Source organism: Aminobacter sp. J44 (assembly GCF_007829415.1).
Taxonomy (GTDB): Bacteria; Pseudomonadota; Alphaproteobacteria; order Rhizobiales; family Rhizobiaceae; genus Aerobium.
The window spans coordinates 1-16,642 of the sequence record NZ_VLJG01000001.1 but is presented as its reverse complement, the minus strand read 5'-3'; the positions used below and the strand labels follow the sequence as shown (position 1 = coordinate 16,642).

Here is a 16,642-nt window from a genome sequence, read left to right as displayed (position 1 = left end):
CCAACCGGTTAACAGCCGGTTGCTCTACCGCTGAGCTACCGGGGAATGGCCTGCTCACGTGAACGAGGCTGCGTATACAAAGCCTTTTCCGATTTGCCAAGCGCCTATTTGGCGCCACCTGCAAATTTTCTGCCGGGGCGCTGGCGTTTCTCCACAAGCCGCCTCATATCTGGCCTCGGGCGAGGGGTGACGAGTGGACGTGCGAATGTGCGGTGAAGAGCAGGAAGTCCGGCGCAGACACAAAATTTCGATCATGGGGCGCAGCTACACGCTCCCCGAATCCCGAGGGGTGCGCATCAGCATCGGTATTGCACTGATCATCGGCGGTTGCCTCGGGTTTCTGCCGATTCTCGGCTTCTGGATGATTCCCGTTGGCCTGCTGATTCTTTCCTATGAGTTCGCGACGGTGCGCAGATGGCGCCGCCGCTCCTCCGTCTGGTGGGCGGAGCGGCGCGGGCGGCGCAATTCACGCCGCCGCTGATGAGAACAAGCGCCGGGCGCGGGCGCCTGAGGCTATTCTGCCGGTTGCAGACCCGTGTGCACCTTCTTAGGTGCGCGCAGGACGATGGCGCCGAACATCAATACCCCGACAAAGACGATGATCGAAGCGATCGCGACTATCGGCTCCATCGCCGGTGAGCCTGTCAGCAGCAGGTAAAGCGACGGGGCCATCACGATGACGCCAACCGTGTAGACATAGAACTGCAGCTTCGCGAGGCGTGTTTCCGCGGTTTCCGGATTGAGGGCATGGTAGGCGCCGAAGATCGACATCGTCACCCAACCGAGCAGGTTGATGTGCGCGTGCGCTCCAACCGCCTGGTGATTCTGGCTGATGGACATGTGCAGTCCGACCAGAATTCCAACGATCAGGAATGCGACTGCAACTCGAAAGTACATTCTTGAAATGGCAGGCATGGCCGGTTCCTCCCCCGAGCTTGTGCATGTGAAGTAGAGCATGCGGAAATACATGAATCCATCGCCTCGTGGTTGCAGACAACTGCGTCGGGAAAAGAAGACGTGTTCAGATATCCGGTGTATTTGCGCCAAGATTACTTATCGGGGAAGTGAAGGCTATCATCCTGCCGCTGCCATATCTCGCAAGCCGAGATGACAATTGGGTCCGTCCCGGCCCCACCTCCGCCCCGGCGATGGAGAATGTTTCGAGGATATTTTTCAGAATGGCGCGAGCGCGCTTGACGCCTCGTCCTACCTAACATATTGAGGCGCCGGAACGTTTGGAAACGTTAGGCCTCGTGGCGGAGTGGTTACGCAGAGGACTGCAAATCCTTGCACGCCGGTTCGATTCCGGCCGAGGCCTCCACTCCTTCGAACGTTCCAGCCGAATGCAATCGCGTAGCGCCAGACAGGTTAAGTGATGACGGTCGATTTCCAGCAGCTTCGGGTGAAGATGGTCGACGGTCAGGTTCGCACGACCGATGTCACACAGGTGAACCTGCTTTCCGCGCTCCTCTCGGTTCCCCGTGAAGAATTCGTTCCGGAAGAGCGCCGCGTCATCGCCTACATTGACGAGGATCTCGAAGTCGCTCCGGCTGCAGACGGTCACGAAGCCCGCTACCTGATGGAGCCGTCGCCGTTCGCCAAGCTGGTTCAGCTCGCCGAGATCCGCGAAAGCGATCGCGTTCTCGACGTTGCCTGCGGCACCGGGTACTCCAGTGCGGTCCTTGCACGGATCGCCAGGGAAGTCATCGCCCTTGAGAGCATCGCGCCGGTTGCTGCCCAAGCAAAGGAAATCCTTGCCGCGCAGGGTGTCTCCAACGTCGAGGTCGTCGAAGGTCCGCTTGCTACTGGCTACGCCGCCAAGGCTCCCTATGACGTCATTGTCATCAACGGCGCTGTCGACGAGGTCTCGCAGACGTTGATCGATCAGCTCGCCAAGGGCGGCCGCCTCGTCACTGTTCTCGGTCAGGGCAACGCTGCCCGCGCCATGATCTACGTCAGGGATCACGAAGGCCTCGTCTCGGCACGTTCGGCGTTCAATGCGGCTGTTCGCCCGCTCGCAGAATTCGCCCGTGTTCCTGCCTTCGAATTCTAATTTCCCTGAACAATAAAAAAGTTCGGGATTGTTACCGTTCGGTAACGCCCCCTCTCGGAAAATCAGTGTATTGTCCGGACCGTCGGCTGACTGTACGCATGTACTGCCAGCCGACTCGCGTATTGACGCGCGGGGATTGGTTCGCGTTAGGCGGGAGGCGTACCCGCCACTGGGCATATTAAGAGGTGGCACTTGTTTTCTGTCCGCAAAGGTTTGTTTGCCGCGCTTGTTTCGGGTGTAGCGCTGGCATCGACTCCATCCTTCGGTGAGACGTTGCAGGGTGCCCTGGCCAAGGCGTATTCCAACAATGCGTCTCTCAATTCCGCACGCGCCGGCGTCCGTGTCACGGATGAAGGCGTCGCGATCGCAAAGTCCGGCTGGCGCCCGACGATCGGAGCAAGCGGCAGCCTGACCTATACGGACAATGAGGGTGTCGAGATCCGCTCGGGCTCCTTCGGCGTCCAGATCCAGCAGTCGATCTTCGACGGCTTTCAAACCCTTAACACCGTCTATGCGGCGGAAGCCCGCGTGCGCGCCTCGAACGAGAGCCTGCGCAACAGCGAACAGGACATCCTCTTCAACGCCGCCGCAGCCTATGTCGACGTGCTGCGCGACCGGCAGATAGCGATTTTCCGCGAGCGCAACCTCGAGTTCCTTGGCGAGCAGGTTCGTGCTGCCAACTCGCGCCTTGAAGTGGGCGAGGGCACGCGTACCGACGTGGCGCAGGCCCGCGCACAGCAGGCAGCCGCGGTGGCCCAGCTGAGCGCCGCCCGCGCGCAGGTGCAGGCTAGCGAGGCGATCTACTTCCAGATCGTCGGCGACCGTCCGGGCAAGCTCGACGTCGCCAAGGCAGCGAGCCATCTGGTTCCCAAGAGCCTCGAACAGGCGCAGCAGATCGCGCTTGCCGAGCACCCGGCCATTCGCGCCAGCGAGCACCTCGTTGATGCGGCCGCCTACCAGGTTAAGACCGCCGAGGGTGGCATGCTGCCCCAGGTCAGCGCGCAGGCTGGCGTTTCGACCAGCAACCAGAAGACGTATGGCGGCCTGCCAGGTGTTGGTGGACGTGACGGCACGTCGACCGCAGCGTCGGTTGGCCTGAACCTTTCGATCCCGATCTATCAGGGTGGCCGCACTTCGGCGACGATTCGCCAGGCCAAGGAACAGCTCGGCCAGGCGCGCATCGACGTGGACGTCACTCGCGACCGCGTTCGTCAGGCCGTTACGGCTGCCTGGGCGCAATACGTTGCCGCGGTCGAAATGGTCAACGCCGGCCGGGAGCTGGTTTCCGCTGCGCAGCTTGCCCTTCAGGGCGTTGTCGAGGAGCGCAATGTGGGCCAGCGCACCACGCTGGACGTGCTGAACGCGCAGGCGGACGTGATCTCGGCGCAGATCAGCCTTGCTCAGTCGGAGCGTGACGTGGTGGCGGCAAGCTACGCCATCCTGTCGGCGATGGGCCGCCTGTCGCCCCAGCGTCTCAGCCTGAACGTTGCGGTCTACGATCCTTCGGAGCACTACAACGCCGTCAAGGACAAGTGGTACGGCACACGGACGCCCGACGGCCGCTAAGCAACTAACGCACTGTTCCGAAATAACGGCCGCGGATGACGCGGCCGTTTTTGTTTGTTCAGCAGCATGGTTCGACGGCCGAGCTCGTGGCTCCGGAAGAAAGTTACCGGCGGGAGGTGGGAATTCGCGGCAAGAGGACAACGTTCCGGGAAGCCCGGAAAGGCGAACTGTGGGCAGCCGCAGGAACCGCGCCGTTCGTCGTTCGGTCAGATGTCCGGAGCCTCTCAGGCACCATGAAGGATCGGTGCTAACGCACTAGTCGTCGTTCCCGTTTCCATAGCCACCACTGTGACCGCCGCGATCGCGGCCTACTGCTGGTGCAGTTCCACGACGCCCTTGGGATGAATGTCCCATTCGCGGCGGCCGGTTGGACGTTCGATCATGCGGTGCACCTTCGGTGGCTCTTCGCCCGCGTGCAGCCGGCGGATCTCGTCGCCGACCAGCGCGTCCGCTTTCGTCATGCGCTGGTTGTAGCGGACATATTCGAGCCAGGTCGGCAGCTGATAGCTTTCCATCCAGCGCTCAGGATGTTCGAGATCACGCGTCAGGCTCCAGCGCCGGGCGCCATCGCGTTTCCGGATCCGGCGCCGCTCGGCCATCATGGCGAGGAAGGTCGCCGTATCCTTCTGCGGGATGATGTACTCGATGATGATCTTAACCGGCCCGCTGCGGGGGGTGATGTCGAGTTCGAGCCGAGGCTCCTTCCAGCGGTTTATCGGGTCCAGATTGAGCGCTTCGATGGCCGGCAGTGCAAGCCACCGGATCAGGCCCACTGCTGCGCCCGCGATCATCACGACGGCCGCGATCTGCAGTGCCGTTTCCGGCCCCGAGGTCTCGGCCAGATGGCCCCAGACCCAGCTTCCCGATGCCATGCCGCCGAAAGTGCAGGTGTGATAGAGCGAAAGCGCCCGTCCCACCACCCATCGCGGCGTCGACAGCTGGACCGTGATGTTGAAGCTAGACAGGGAAATCACCCAACAGGCGCCAGCGAGCAGGATCACGATCACTGCGAGCCATGCGGGCGGGGCGACGGAAAGGACGAGGGCAGACACGGCAAAGCCAAGGAAGCCAAGGCGCGCCAACGATTCAGTGGTCAGGTGTTCGCGCAGGTATCCGCTGCCAATTGCTCCGCCGACCGCGCCAACGCCGAAGGCGCCGAACAGAATGCCATAAAGCAGGGCGTCGCCCTGCAGCATGTCGCGCGCAACGAGCGGCAGCAGGGCGAGAATGGTGATCACGCTGAAGCCGAACCAGAAGCCGCGGAAGAGCACCTTCTGCAGGTTCGGCGACATGGCGATGTAGCGCAGGCCCGAAGTAATCGCGAGGCCCAGCGGCTCGCGCGGCAAAGTCGAGGCACGCGGCGCCGGCTTCCAGCGATAGAGGACGATGAGCAGCGCGACATAGCTGCAGGCATTGATGAGGAACGCCGCCGCCGCGCCGAAAGCGGCCACGATAGCGCCGCCAATGGCCGGACCTACGCTGCGAGTGAGGTTGAAGCCCATGCTGTTGACAGCAACCGCCTGCGGAATCACGTCGCGCGGGACCATGTCGCCGACCGAAGCTTGCCAGGACGGATTGTATAGCGCGGTGCCGCAGCCGATCAGGAAGGTGAAGGTCAGCAGGAGCCAGGGCGTCAGCAGGCCGCCATAGGCGAACAGGGCGAGCAGGATCGAGACGCAGAACATGAACCCCTGCGCCAGGAGCATGACACGGCGGCGGTTGAAATTGTCCGCTATCGCGCCAGCCACCAGCGAGAACAGCATGATCGGCATCGCCGTCGAGGCCTGCACCAGTGCCACCATGTCCGCCGAGGTCGCAATGATCGTCATCAGCCAGGCCGCGCCCACCGTCTGGATCAGTGATCCGAAATTGGAGGCAAGGCTCGCAAGCCAGATCGAGCGGAAGACGGGTTGCTTGAACGGTGCGAGGGGAGAAGTGGCGGACAAGGCGGCGAAAATCCTCATTCACAAGGCGGATGAAGAGCGAACGCCTCACCCTAGCGTAGGTTCACGATTCGGGCTCCGGCGAAATTGCGAAGCAGCCTTGCGCGCGGCGAATCCGTCAGCTGTTCCCTACCGGGCCAGCATCCGGTGTTGATAACGCTGTTCGAGTGCCATCGCGCCCCAGATCAGGCCGATCAGCAGGTAGAAGTGGCGCCAGTGGTCCATGTCGATGACGGTGCCGAGACCGAGGTGGCCAAGAAAGACGACATAGGCGCACAGGAGATAGGGCTGCCAGGGCCGCTCGCGGAACAGGATGCGGAAGCCGCCGACGATGGTCCACAGCACCATGGTCAGGAACGAGGCAAAGCCGAGCCACCCATAGTCCATCAGCGTCTTCAGCCAGATGTTGTGCGTATCCTCGCCGAGCATTCGGCCAAAATTCAGCGGACCGATGCCGAGTGGATGCTCCATGGCCATCCGGAAGCCGATGCCGAAGCGGGCGAAGCGGCCGAGATGGCCTCCGTCGTACTCCTGCACCAGCCTGGCGCGCATCGCGAAGAAGTCCGCGACGCCGGGCAGTTGCAGCGCGACCAGGATTGCGGCAACCAGGATCGAAATGGCGAGCACGGCCATCAGCGCGAGGCGTAGGCGAAACAGGCTGCTCTGCGAGCGCAGGAAAAGCGCGATCATCAGCAGGACCGCCGACATCGCAAACAGGCCCCAGGCACCGCGCGAGAAGGAGAAGAAGATCGCCGCGACGATGAGGACGAATGCGCCGGCCGTCACTGGCAGGAGCAGTGGATTGCCGGTGAGGAGCCGGTGGAACAGCCAGATCGCTGGCAGTACCAGGAAAGGCCCAAAGACGTTCGGGTCAGCGAAGGCGCCGGAGGCGCGGTCGTAAAGCGTGAATTTGTCTGCGCCCGGAAACAAATGGAAATAGCCGGCTATGCCTAGCGTTCCCGTGACGAGCGCGGCCGCTACCCAGCCGAGGACGATCAGCCGGTAGCGCGTGTGGTCGCCTTCGACGATTGCGACGAAGAATACGGCGGTGAAGGCGAGGAACAGGGAGACGGCGAGATAGAGCGGTGTCTGGTAGAGGTCTCCCATCACCCCCATCGAGATGAGCCCCCCAACGTTGAACAGCACCAGCAGCGTCAGCAAAATTGCTGCGTACTTCGAGATGCGCAGTCCGAACAACGCCCATACCGCGATCAGCCCCGCCATGTAGAGCTCGTAGGGAGCCGGTTCAAACAGAACGAACCCGCCAAGAAACACGCCGAAGGTGACGGCGGCCGAGGTGATGATCGAGATCGCCTTCGCCTGCACGACTTCCCGAGGCAGGCCGCTTTCCGTGACCGTGCTCAATAGGCGTTTCCTGAGGTGAAGAGGCGGATCGGCGTCAGGAACAGGATCTTGAGGTCAAACCAGAGCGACCAGTTCTCGATGTAGTAGAGGTCGTATTCCGTCCGCATCCGGATCTTTTCGTCATTGTCGATCTCGCCGCGCCAGCCGTTGATCTGCGCCCAGCCGGTGACGCCGGGCTTCACGCGGTGGCGCGCGAAGTAGCCGTCGACCACTTCATGGTAAAGCAGGTTGCGCGTCTGCCCGGCCACCGCATGCGGGCGCGGACCCACCAGCGACAGGCTGCCGGCGAGTACGTTGAAGAACTGCGGCAGCTCATCGATCGAGGTCTTGCGGATGAATCGGCCGACGCGGGTCACACGCGGGTCGTTCTTCGTCACCGCCTGCTTCGCAGTTGGGTCGCACTGGTCAACATACATCGAGCGGAACTTGTAGACCTCGATGACCTCGTTGTTGAAGCCGTGGCGCTTCTGCCTGAAGAGGATGGGCCCGCTGCTGTCGAGCTTGATGGCGATCGCGGTGGCGAGCATCACCGGCGAGAACAGGATGATGCCGAGTAGCGAAAACACGATGTCGAAGGCGCGCTTGGCGACCGAATCCCAATCGTTGATCGGCTTGTCGAAGATGTCGAGCATCGGCACTGTGCCGATGTAGGAATAGGAGCGCGGGCGGAAGCGCAGCTGGTTCGAATGTGCCGACAGGCGGATGTCGACGGGAAGCACCCACAGCTTTTTGAGAAGCTGCAGCACGCGCTTCTCGGCCGTCAGGGGCAGAGCGACGACCAGCATGTCGATGTGCGCGATGCGCGCGAACTCAACCAGCTGGCTCACGGAGCCGAGTTTCGGATACCCGGCGATGACCGGCGGCGAGCGGGTGTCGTCGCGGTCGTCGAAGAAACCGCAGATGCGGATGTCGTTGTAGGGCTGGCGCTCGATCTGGCGGATCAGGTTTTCGGCTGCCTGGCCGCCGCCAATGATGACGGCACGGCGCTCCATCCGGCCGTTGCGTGCCCAGCGGCGCACCAGACGCGAGACGACGAAGCGGTAGACGAGCATCACGGCCATGCCGCCAACGAACCAGCTGGCCGCCCAGACGCGCGAGAATTCGATCGAAACCTTCAGGAAGAAGCCGGCCGCCGCCATCACCGCCAGGGCGCCGGCCCAGACGAGGAAGCAGGTGCCGATGCTGTGCAGCGGCTGCTGCAGGCGTGGCAGCTGATAGTTGCCCGCGATCTCGAGCAGAACGACGGTGACTGCCGGGCAGGCGATGATCAGGACGGCGTAGTGGAGGACCAGTTCTGGGTGCCAGCCAACATAGGCAAACCACAGCCCCACGCCGGTGAGAGCCAGCAGCACGAATTCGAGCACGCGCACGACGCCGATGACCATGACCGGCGACATCGTGTCGTTCCGGTATTGCGTCGCGATCTGCCGGGCGAGTGGACTGATCTGGTCCGGCCCGTTCGTGTCCTGCTCGTCCCGGAATGCGCGAACCGCATCAAGGGTAAAGCGGTGGTCAGGTTTCCTCTTTGCCATCTCTGCGCCCCCTGGCTCAGAAATGCCTTAGCAGAGAGCTGCTAAGGAAACCTTGACCGCTTCCCGTAGCGTCAGCTGGCGAGGCAGGAGCGGTAGACGGTTTCGATGTTTGCCGCCATCGTCTCGACGCTGAAGCGGGCAATCAGCTCCTCGCGCGATGGCATCACTCCGCGATAGGCGGCTTCGTCCGCAAGAACTCGCACCATGGCGTCGCCAACGCTGGGCGGCTCGGGCATGACAAGGGCAGGGGAGTCTGCGCCGAATACCTCCGGAATGCCGCCGACGGCCGTGGCGATCATCGGCTTGCCGGCCGCCAGCGCCTCGAGAACGAGGTAAGGCATTGCCTCTGCGCGCGACGGCACGACGACGGTACGTCCGAGTGCGAAGGCTTCGCGTGCGGGCATCGGCGGAAAGAAGGTCACGTCGATGCCCAGAGTTTTTGCCCGGTTCTGGTAGCGCGGAAGATCCGGACCGTCTCCGACCATCACGGCACGCAGGCGCCTGCCCGTAACTTTTTCGGCAAAGGCGAGGGCGTCGAGAAAGATGTCGGGACCCTTCAGGTCTCGCATCATGCCAATATAGATGAAGTCGGCGGCATCCGGCGCATTCTCGACCGGGATGAACTCGCTGCCATTGACGCCGTTATGAAACATCGAGGTCGGCGTCTTCAGGCGGCCGACTTTGGCGAAGAAGGCCTGCCGCTCATGCTCCGACACAAACAGGATGTGGTCGCTCAGGCGCGTCAGCAGCCGTTCGAGCGAAAAAAGGAGACGTCCCTTCCGCGTGGCGGGGTCGTAATGCAGGACCCCGCCATGCGGCGAATAAACGCGGGCAACGCGATACCTGAAAACCCGCAACACTGAGCCGAAGACCCGCACGAGCGCGCCACCCTTGGCGCCATGACCGTGCAGCACGTCCGGCCGCAATTCCTTGAGCAGACGAAAGGTCCGCACTCCGGCCGCGATGTCGCCAATGCTGATCCTGCGCTGGATCGGCATGCGCGACACGCCAAGCTCGAGGGCGTGCCTGAGCTCGTCGAAGTAGCGATCCTCGAGGGCGCCGCCCGTCGAGGAGTCGCAGATGATGCCGACCTTGTGGCCGGCTGCCGCCTGCGCCACGGCAAGGTCCCGGACATGCCGGAAGATGCCGCCGACGGGCGAGCGAAAGCAGTGAATGATGCGCAGACTGCCTGACACGTCACGCTCTAGAACAACCGTTCGCGGACATAGATCGTGTCGCCCGGCAGCACCGGATCGGACGTCGAGACCCGACCTGTCATCACCTCGTTGTTGATGGTGCGCGTGATGTCGACGTTCACCTGATTGGCGCGTGGCGTGAAGCCGCCGGCCGAGGCAATCGCCTTCTGGACTGTCAGACCGGGCACGTAGGAATACTGGCCGGCCGCGCCGACCTCGCCCATCACAAAGATCGGGCGGTAGCGGTCGACTTCGACCGAAACGTCGGGATCACGCAGATACCCGTTGCGCAGCTTCTCGGCGATCAGCGCCTCGACCTGCTGCACGGTATGGCCACGCGCCGGCACAGCGCCCACGAGCGGGAAGGAGATATAGCCGGACTGGTCTACGGCATAGACGTTGGAAAGCGAGTCCTGCTCGAACACGGTCACGCGGATGCGGTCGCCTGCATCGAGCACATAGGGCTTCGTCACCGCCTCGTTGAAGGCAGCCGGAGCCGGCCGGTAGCTTGAGCATCCGGCGGCTGCAAGGGCAGCGCAGAGGATGAGGGCAACGGTCGGCTTGTTCATGTGCAGGTGGCTACTTTCGTCCTGTGAAGTCAGGCCGCTGCGGCCCGTCTCGTTGCGATGATAATTCGTGAGACAGGGTTAACAGCGGGTAAAGGGAAAGCGATTGTGTTTGCCGCCCGTTCACCAATTAACCCTTTGTCAACAAAGGAAAACAGATCCTTACGCGCGGCTTAACGGCCCGGTTACCATACCCGTTTACCTTACCCAGCGACGTGTATCGGAGTATTCACATGACTGGGGCAGGTTCTGCGGACGTCGATGTCGATCTGGGCAGGCTTTTCGGAAGCCTCGCCCGCAACTGGAAGCGGATCGTCGCCGTCTCGGTTGGCGTGACCGCGGTTGCCTTCATGTTCGCCTCGATGGCGACTCCGCACTATCGCGCCGAGACCCGCATCCTCATCGAGAACCGCGAGTCCGTCTACGCGCGTCCGACCACCGGGGCCAGCGAGGCTGACCGGCCGTTGCTCGACAGCGAGGCCGTGGCCAGCCAGGTCGAGGTAATCTCTTCCAATGACATCCTGCGCGAGGTTGCACGCAAGCTGAAGCTCGCCAGCCATGATGAGTTCGGCGCTCGGGGGGAGACTTCCGCCATCGGCAACCTGCTGATCCTCACGGGGCTTAAGAGTGACCCGTCGCAGGCTTCGGTCGAGGACCGCGTCATCCGCGCCATGCGCGAGCGCCTCAATGTCTATAATGTCGACCGCTCGCGCGTGATCGTCGTCAGCTTCTCGTCGACCGCCCCGAAGCTCGCGGCCGACGTTCCGAACGCGATCGCTGACGCCTATCTCGCCGTCCAGGAACAGGCTAAGCGCCTGACGACAGCCGACGCCACCGAATGGCTGGAGCCGGAGATCGCCGATCTGCGCAAGCGTGTGCGTGAGGCCGAGGCGCGGGTTGCCGACTATCGCGCCAAGGCTGACCTGCTTGCAGGCGGCCAGAACAACACCGTCATTGCCAACCAGCAGCTTTCGGAAATTTCGTCGGAGCTTGTTCGTGTCAGTGCCGCGCGCTCGGCCGCCCAAGCTCGCGCCAAGACCATTCGTGACGCCTTGGCGTCTGGCGCCTCGGCGGAATCCATTCCGGAAGTGCTGAATGCCCCGGTGATCCAGCGCCTGCGCGAGCGCCAGGCGCAGCTTTCCTCTGATCTCGCCGATGCCTCGACGACGCTGCTCGAAAACCACCCGCGCATTCGCTCGCTCAAAGCCCAGCTGGCCGAGGTTGAGCAGCAGATCCGCAGCGAAGCGCGCAAGGTTCTCGCCTCGGTTGAAAGCGAAGCCAGCTCCATGCGGGCGCGCGAGACGGAACTTACCGGTGACCTCAACCGCCTGAAGGCGGCGGCGGCTCAGGCAGGCGGTGACGAGGTAGAGCTGCGCGCCCTGGAGCGCGAGGCGGCTGCCGAGCGTGCCCTGCTGGAATCGTACCTGACCCGCTACCGCGAGGCAGCTTCGCGCGCTGACCGCAACTATCTGCCCGCCGATGCCCGGATCTTCTCGCGTGCAACGCAGCCCTACGAGCCGTACTTCCCGAAGGTCCTGCCGATCACGGCCGCCGCGTTCGTTGGCTCCGCGCTGTTGCTCGCGATCTTCACCCTGCTTGCCGAGCTCTTCAGCGGCCGCGCGATGCGCCCGGCACCGCGTGTGATCGAGCCAGTCGAGGAGATCGTGATGCCAGCCCTCAGCGTTGCGAACGTGGAAGGCGCCGCCGATGCTGACGAGGCGGAGGAAGTCGTTGAGGATCCGATCGAGGAAATCCGCGCCCAGCGGGCTGAGCTCACCATCGAGGAAGCTGCTGATCGTCTCGTGGAAAGCAATGTGAGCCGTGCGGTATTCATCTCGCCGGAGGGCGATGAGGCCGCGGCAGCCTCCGTGCTCGTGGCCCGCGAGGTGTCCGATGCCGGGCTCAGGGTCGTGTTCCTCGACCTCACTTCGACCGGTACGCCGTCGGCGACGATGCTTGAAAGCAACCGCTATCCGGGCATCACAAACCTGCTCGCCGCCGAAGCGCAGTTCTCCGAGATCATTCGCGCCGATCTTTACTCGGACTGCCACGTCATTTCGGTAGGCACCGCGCAGATGGAAAAGGCGATGCGCGCGATCGATCGCCTGCCGATCATCCTCGCCTCGCTCGAGACCGCCTACGACCTCATCATCGTCGAGTGCGGCCCGACCGATGCCGAAAGCCTCTCGCGTGTCGTCACGGACACGACCGAGATCCTCGTCAGCGTCATCGAGGCGGAAGACGAGGCGATCCGCGAGACGTCGCTGGATCTGGCCGAGTCGGGCTATAGAGAGGTGCTGCGTGTGACGCCGGTCGGCTATCGCCAGCCGCCGGCGCCGGAAGGTCGTCGTTCGGTCGCCTGACACGGGTCAGGCGAAATTTAGATCAGTCTTCCTGGTGTGGCTGGACCTTGGTTCCAGCCACTTTCGTTCTGAGCTGCTTGACGAGCGACCAGAGCGCGGCGTTCGATTTGACGAGGCGCACCGCGTGTGCCCGCGCCGTGGCAAGCGCCCAGGCGGCGCGGCCTTTGGCGGTGAGCGGCAGCAGCGTGTCGAACTGCCAGGTCTCAACGTCGCACCAGCTGCGCTTATAGGGCTCGTCGCCGACGCTGAAGTCGTAGATGGTCTTGCCATTATTGCAGGCATCTTCGATGCAGAGGTAATCGAAGAAGTAGCCGGGGCACTGCGCCGCGGCCGTCTCGCGCATCCCGCCGAAGTCGCAGAGGATGCTGTGTGGCGTGTGCGACATGCCGTGCACCGCAACGAGGCCGCCCTCGACTTCCACCGCGCGCAACTCGAAGGGACGCATGTGTGCCGGAAGGTGGAGGCAGCTGGAGTAGAGCCTGCGGAAGAAGGTCTGCACCTCGATCGGCGCAAAGACGTTCGGGATACCCTTTTCGGCAAAGCGTGCCGCCTTCATTTCGAAGTAGGCATCGAGGATGCTGTCGACTTCTTCCGGTGTAGAAGCGGTGATAACGCGGTAGCCGCCGACCTCCTCGAACTTGCGCAACTGACCGCGAAACTTCTTGCGCTTCTTGCGCCCGTTATGGCGCGAGAGCACAGCGTCGAAACCGCCGCTGAGGTCTACGGCGAGGGAGACGTTCGGGCTTCGCATGTATGCAAGCCCTGCCAACGGATTGGCGAACTCGCCGATTGTCGGGTTCTGGCGCTGCAGGCTGATCAGGTCGATATCGGGGCGCGCCGCGTGGATGGCGGCACAGAGCGTCCGCGCATCGGCTTCGCTCAGCTGGTGGGCATCGGCAGCCACGGCGGCAAAGTTGCCATTGGCATGGTCGCCAGCGGGAAAACGGGCGACCAGGAACGGCCCCTCGCGCACCACTTCCAAGGCTAGCGCAAACACCGGCACGCCGCTGCGGCGCATCATGACGATCAGCGCATCAGCACCGCTCGCCTCGATCCAGGCGCGGATCCAAAGCGGGTGCTGAGCCGGGCCCACGATGGCGGTGGCGCAGAAGGCTTCGTATTCCGCAAGGCCGATGTCATCCGCTGGTCGCACGTCGACCGACGAAGGAAAGGGGCGGGACACGGCGCTGGAAATCGCAGAGCGCGCTGTTCCGTTGTCAACCATAATGAAATCCTTCCAGCCCATACTGCCGTCACGGTAGCCGAGAAAGGTGAATCAATGTTCGACGTGCGCCACACGGCGCAGAAGCTGGTGTTGAGTGGCGCGTACTGGAGCGGCGCGGCCGCCATTGCTTCCCGTTTCCTTTCCGGCTGCGGCGCAATCCTGATGCTGCATCGGGTCAACGCCGGTGGGCCTTCCCCCCTCAACTTCAATACTCACCTGACCATCACGCCGGAATTTCTCGACGTTGTGCTCCGCGACATCCGCCGACAGGGCCTTGCCTTCGTCTCGATGGACGAGATGGTCGAGAATCTGGCTAAGGGACGCACCGGAACGGTGGCCGTTACGCTCGACGACGGCTGGCTCGACAATCTCACCGATGCGCTGCCGGTGTTCGAGGCGCACAAGGTGCCTTTCACCGTCTACGTCACGACAGGCTTTGTAAGCGGCGAGGTCGCGCCCTGGTGGGAGGTTGTCGAAGAGTTCATAGCGGGTGGCGGGCGAGTCGATCTTCCCACCGTCCAGGCTGGGGGCGACTGCAAATCTCAGATCCGCGCACTGATCCGCCATCTCTGGCGCGAGATACCGCAAACTGAGCAGCAGGCATTTCTGCGCCGCATCGGCGCGATCGACGACAGCAAGCCGCGCAAATTCCTGAACTGGGACGAGGTTAGACTGCTGTCATCGCACCCGCTGGCGACGATTGGTGCGCACACGGTGCATCACTACAACTTGCGCCGGCTTGATGAAGAGGCTGCATTGTTCGAGATGGTCGAATCCGCTCGCATTATCGAATGCGAGACGGGCAGGAGGCCGCGCCATTTCGCCTATCCGTACGGCTCCCCGAGGGCTGCCGGCGAACGGGAGGCAAGGCTTGCCGAGGGTGCAGGCTTCGCGTCAGCGGTGACGACACGCCACGGCGTGCTGCAGCACGAACACCGCGAGCATTTGCACGCTCTGCCGCGAATCTCGATCAACGGAAGATATCAGCGCCTGCCTTATGTCAGGACGCTGCTGTCTGGGCTCTCGACGGCGATAGCCAATCGTGGCAGGACGCTGGTGACGCTCTAGCGTGCCTTCGGGCGAGGGGGCGTTGCCATCCACTTGATGATGAGCATCGCCGGCAGCACCCACAGAATGCCGGTGAAGAAGAAATAAGCGAGGTGCACGAGTGCACCTGATTCCGCAAGCTGCGCGACCGCGACGATCGTAGCGACGATCGCATAGACGCACACCAGCATCACCAGCAGCACTGTACCGATCAGTTTCTTGAGACGAACGGGCATCACTATTCTTCCTTTACGCGGCGTTCTATGCTGCGGGGCCACTGCGTGCAAACGAATTACGCCGCGACGGCGTGTCGCGCGGCTTATGCTTGCCTTGACGTAGCGGATAGGCGACGACACCCGCACCCGTCATCGTGAAGGTATCAGGTATGGCCGAACACGCGGCTTCCAACGCACTTCTCCCATCCGTTGCCCTTGATCGCGAACAACAGAACCGCCGCCTGATCCGCTGGTGGCTCTACCTCGTCATACTCGTGCTGTTTGCGCTTTTCGTGGTCGGCGGTGCGACGCGTCTGACCGGTTCCGGCCTTTCGATCACCGAATGGAAGCCGATCCACGGCGTCATCCCGCCGCTCAACGAAGCGGAGTGGACAGAAGAGTTCGCCAAGTACCAGGAAATCCCGCAATACAAGCAGCTCAACCAGGGCATGACCCTGTCCGAGTTCAAGACGATCTTCTGGTGGGAGTGGGCGCATCGCCTGCTGGCCCGTAGCGTCGGCGTGCTGGTTGCCCTGCCGCTTGCCTTCTTCTGGCTTACCGGGCGTCTTGAGAGGCACCTCAAGCCAAAACTCGTTGGGTTGCTAGCGCTGGGCGGCCTGCAGGGTTTCATCGGCTGGTGGATGGTGGCTTCGGGCCTCGCAGAGCGCACCCACGTCAGCCAGTACCGGCTCGCGACGCACCTTCTGATGGCGTGCCTCATATTCACCGCGACCGTGCTGATCGCGCGCGGGCTGGCAAACCATTCGGTCGGACCGGCGAGGGAAGGCACCCGCCGCTTCGCGGGCTGGCTGGTTGTTCTTGTGCTGATCCAGATCGGCCTCGGCGCCCTGGTGGCCGGCCTTCACGCCGGCATGACCTTCACCAGTTGGCCGCTGATGGACGGAAAAATCTGGCCGGACCAGCTGCTCCTGATGGACCCGTGGTGGATCAACTTCTTCGAGAACGTGAAGACGGTGCAGTTCACCCACCGCATGGGCGCCTATTTGGTGTTCGCCGCCGCCCTCTGGCACGCGATCGCCACCTGGCGGGCCGAGCCCGGCACGCCCCATGCGCGCCGCGCGGTGGTGCTGTTCGCGATGGTGACGCTGCAGGCGGTGCTCGGCATCGTCACGCTCATCACGGCTGCAAGCCTGCACCCCGCGATCACGCATCATGCCTTCGCGATCATCGTGCTCGGCTTCGCCGCCGCCCATTGGCGCGCGACGAAGGGCAGCTATCCAAGCGAGACACGAGTTCTCAGAGCATAACAAAAAGGCGGCTCAGAAGGCCGCCTTCAGACCACTGACAAACCCGCCGATTTTTGGCGGGTTTTTCGTTGGGGCGGGATGACCGAGCGGAGGGGCGCTGCCGGCGCCTGACGAAGTGAAGATAATGAAGGGGCGAGAGGGTCTCATGCCCCCGCCAGGCGTGGCTGGCGGGTGAGCGCCAGCGCGATCTTCTTCATGTTCTGGCTGGCCGCGGCCAGCAGACATTGCCAGCTCACCTTCATCAGCCCGCGCAAGCGCGCATAACGGTGCCCGTGCAGCTGTTTGGCGTCGGCAAACGAGCGC

The 16,642-nt window shown here is 63.1% G+C and carries 15 protein-coding genes and 1 tRNA gene; 7 read left to right on the top strand and 9 right to left on the bottom strand.

What is annotated here, in order from left to right:
• Positions 1-205 precede the first annotated feature (205 nt).
• Complete coding sequence (locus L610_RS00080) at positions 206-481, top strand: hypothetical protein (protein WP_051473154.1); 276 nt, start codon at positions 206-208, stop codon at positions 479-481.
• Between the two features lie 32 nt (positions 482-513).
• On the opposite strand, the gene L610_RS00075 is transcribed toward L610_RS00080, so the two are convergent.
• Positions 514-915 carry a hypothetical protein gene (locus tag L610_RS00075; RefSeq protein ID WP_024847866.1) on the bottom strand — a complete coding sequence of 134 codons (402 nt, stop codon included), beginning with the start codon at positions 913-915 and terminating at the stop codon, positions 514-516.
• A 332-nt stretch (positions 916-1,247) separates the two neighbouring features.
• Here L610_RS00075 and L610_RS00070 point away from each other — a divergent pair.
• The 3 genes from L610_RS00070 to L610_RS00060 all read left to right on the top strand — a co-directional run bounded on the left by L610_RS00070 (position 1,248) and on the right by L610_RS00060 (position 3,619).
• Positions 1,248-1,321, top strand: a tRNA-Cys gene (locus L610_RS00070).
• A gap of 54 nt (positions 1,322-1,375) precedes the next feature.
• A complete protein-coding gene (locus L610_RS00065; protein WP_024847815.1) occupies positions 1,376-2,053 on the top strand; it encodes a protein-L-isoaspartate O-methyltransferase in 678 nt (225 codons plus the stop codon).
• A 192-nt stretch (positions 2,054-2,245) separates the two neighbouring features.
• Complete coding sequence (locus L610_RS00060; RefSeq protein ID WP_024847814.1) at positions 2,246-3,619, top strand: TolC family outer membrane protein; 1,374 nt, start codon at positions 2,246-2,248, stop codon at positions 3,617-3,619.
• A 308-nt stretch (positions 3,620-3,927) separates the two neighbouring features.
• Here L610_RS00060 and L610_RS00055 read toward each other — a convergent pair whose 3' ends face one another.
• From L610_RS00055 to L610_RS00035, 5 genes are all read right to left on the bottom strand, one after another.
• The gene (locus L610_RS00055) at positions 3,928-5,565 is read right to left on the bottom strand and encodes an MFS transporter (protein WP_246658878.1); all 1,638 of its coding nucleotides are present in this window, start codon (positions 5,563-5,565) and stop codon (positions 3,928-3,930) included.
• 126 nt (positions 5,566-5,691) lie between these two features.
• Positions 5,692-6,927, bottom strand: a complete 1,236-nt coding sequence (locus L610_RS00050) for an O-antigen ligase (RefSeq protein WP_024847812.1) — start codon at positions 6,925-6,927, stop codon at positions 5,692-5,694.
• Positions 6,924-8,459, bottom strand: coding sequence for an undecaprenyl-phosphate glucose phosphotransferase (locus tag L610_RS00045; RefSeq protein ID WP_024847811.1), 1,536 nt, complete (start codon positions 8,457-8,459; stop codon positions 6,924-6,926). Before L610_RS00045 ends, L610_RS00050 begins: the two co-directional genes overlap by 4 nt.
• A gap of 71 nt (positions 8,460-8,530) precedes the next feature.
• Positions 8,531-9,655, bottom strand: coding sequence for a glycosyltransferase family 4 protein (locus tag L610_RS00040; protein ID WP_024847810.1), 1,125 nt, complete (start codon positions 9,653-9,655; stop codon positions 8,531-8,533).
• A gap of 8 nt (positions 9,656-9,663) precedes the next feature.
• Entirely contained in the window at positions 9,664-10,224 is a 561-nt protein-coding gene (locus L610_RS00035) for a polysaccharide biosynthesis/export family protein (protein ID WP_024847809.1), read from the bottom strand.
• Positions 10,225-10,454: 230 nt separating this feature from the next.
• On the opposite strand from L610_RS00035, the gene L610_RS00030 reads away from it, so the two are divergent.
• Positions 10,455-12,584, top strand: coding sequence for an exopolysaccharide transport family protein (locus L610_RS00030; RefSeq protein WP_144701503.1), 2,130 nt, complete (start codon positions 10,455-10,457; stop codon positions 12,582-12,584).
• A gap of 22 nt (positions 12,585-12,606) precedes the next feature.
• Here the strand turns inward: L610_RS00030 and L610_RS00025 are convergent, their stop codons facing one another.
• Positions 12,607-13,809, bottom strand: coding sequence for a GNAT family N-acetyltransferase (locus L610_RS00025; RefSeq protein ID WP_186441260.1), 1,203 nt, complete (start codon positions 13,807-13,809; stop codon positions 12,607-12,609).
• A 54-nt stretch (positions 13,810-13,863) separates the two neighbouring features.
• Here L610_RS00025 and L610_RS00020 point away from each other — a divergent pair, with 54 nt between their 5' ends.
• On the top strand, positions 13,864-14,877 hold the full coding sequence (locus tag L610_RS00020; protein ID WP_144701497.1) for a polysaccharide deacetylase family protein: 1,014 nt from the start codon (positions 13,864-13,866) through the stop codon (positions 14,875-14,877).
• Here L610_RS00020 and L610_RS00015 read toward each other — a convergent pair.
• Positions 14,874-15,092 carry a DUF2842 domain-containing protein gene (locus tag L610_RS00015; RefSeq protein WP_144701495.1) on the bottom strand — a complete coding sequence of 73 codons (219 nt, stop codon included), beginning with the start codon at positions 15,090-15,092 and terminating at the stop codon, positions 14,874-14,876. The genes L610_RS00020 and L610_RS00015 overlap by 4 nt on opposite strands.
• A 149-nt stretch (positions 15,093-15,241) precedes the next feature.
• On the opposite strand from L610_RS00015, the gene L610_RS00010 reads away from it, so the two are divergent.
• Complete coding sequence (locus L610_RS00010) at positions 15,242-16,339, top strand: COX15/CtaA family protein (RefSeq protein ID WP_144701492.1); 1,098 nt, start codon at positions 15,242-15,244, stop codon at positions 16,337-16,339.
• Between the two features lie 143 nt (positions 16,340-16,482).
• On the opposite strand, the gene L610_RS00005 is transcribed toward L610_RS00010, so the two are convergent.
• The coding region (locus tag L610_RS00005; protein WP_186441258.1) for a transposase at positions 16,483-16,642 on the bottom strand (160 nt) is incomplete at its 5' end.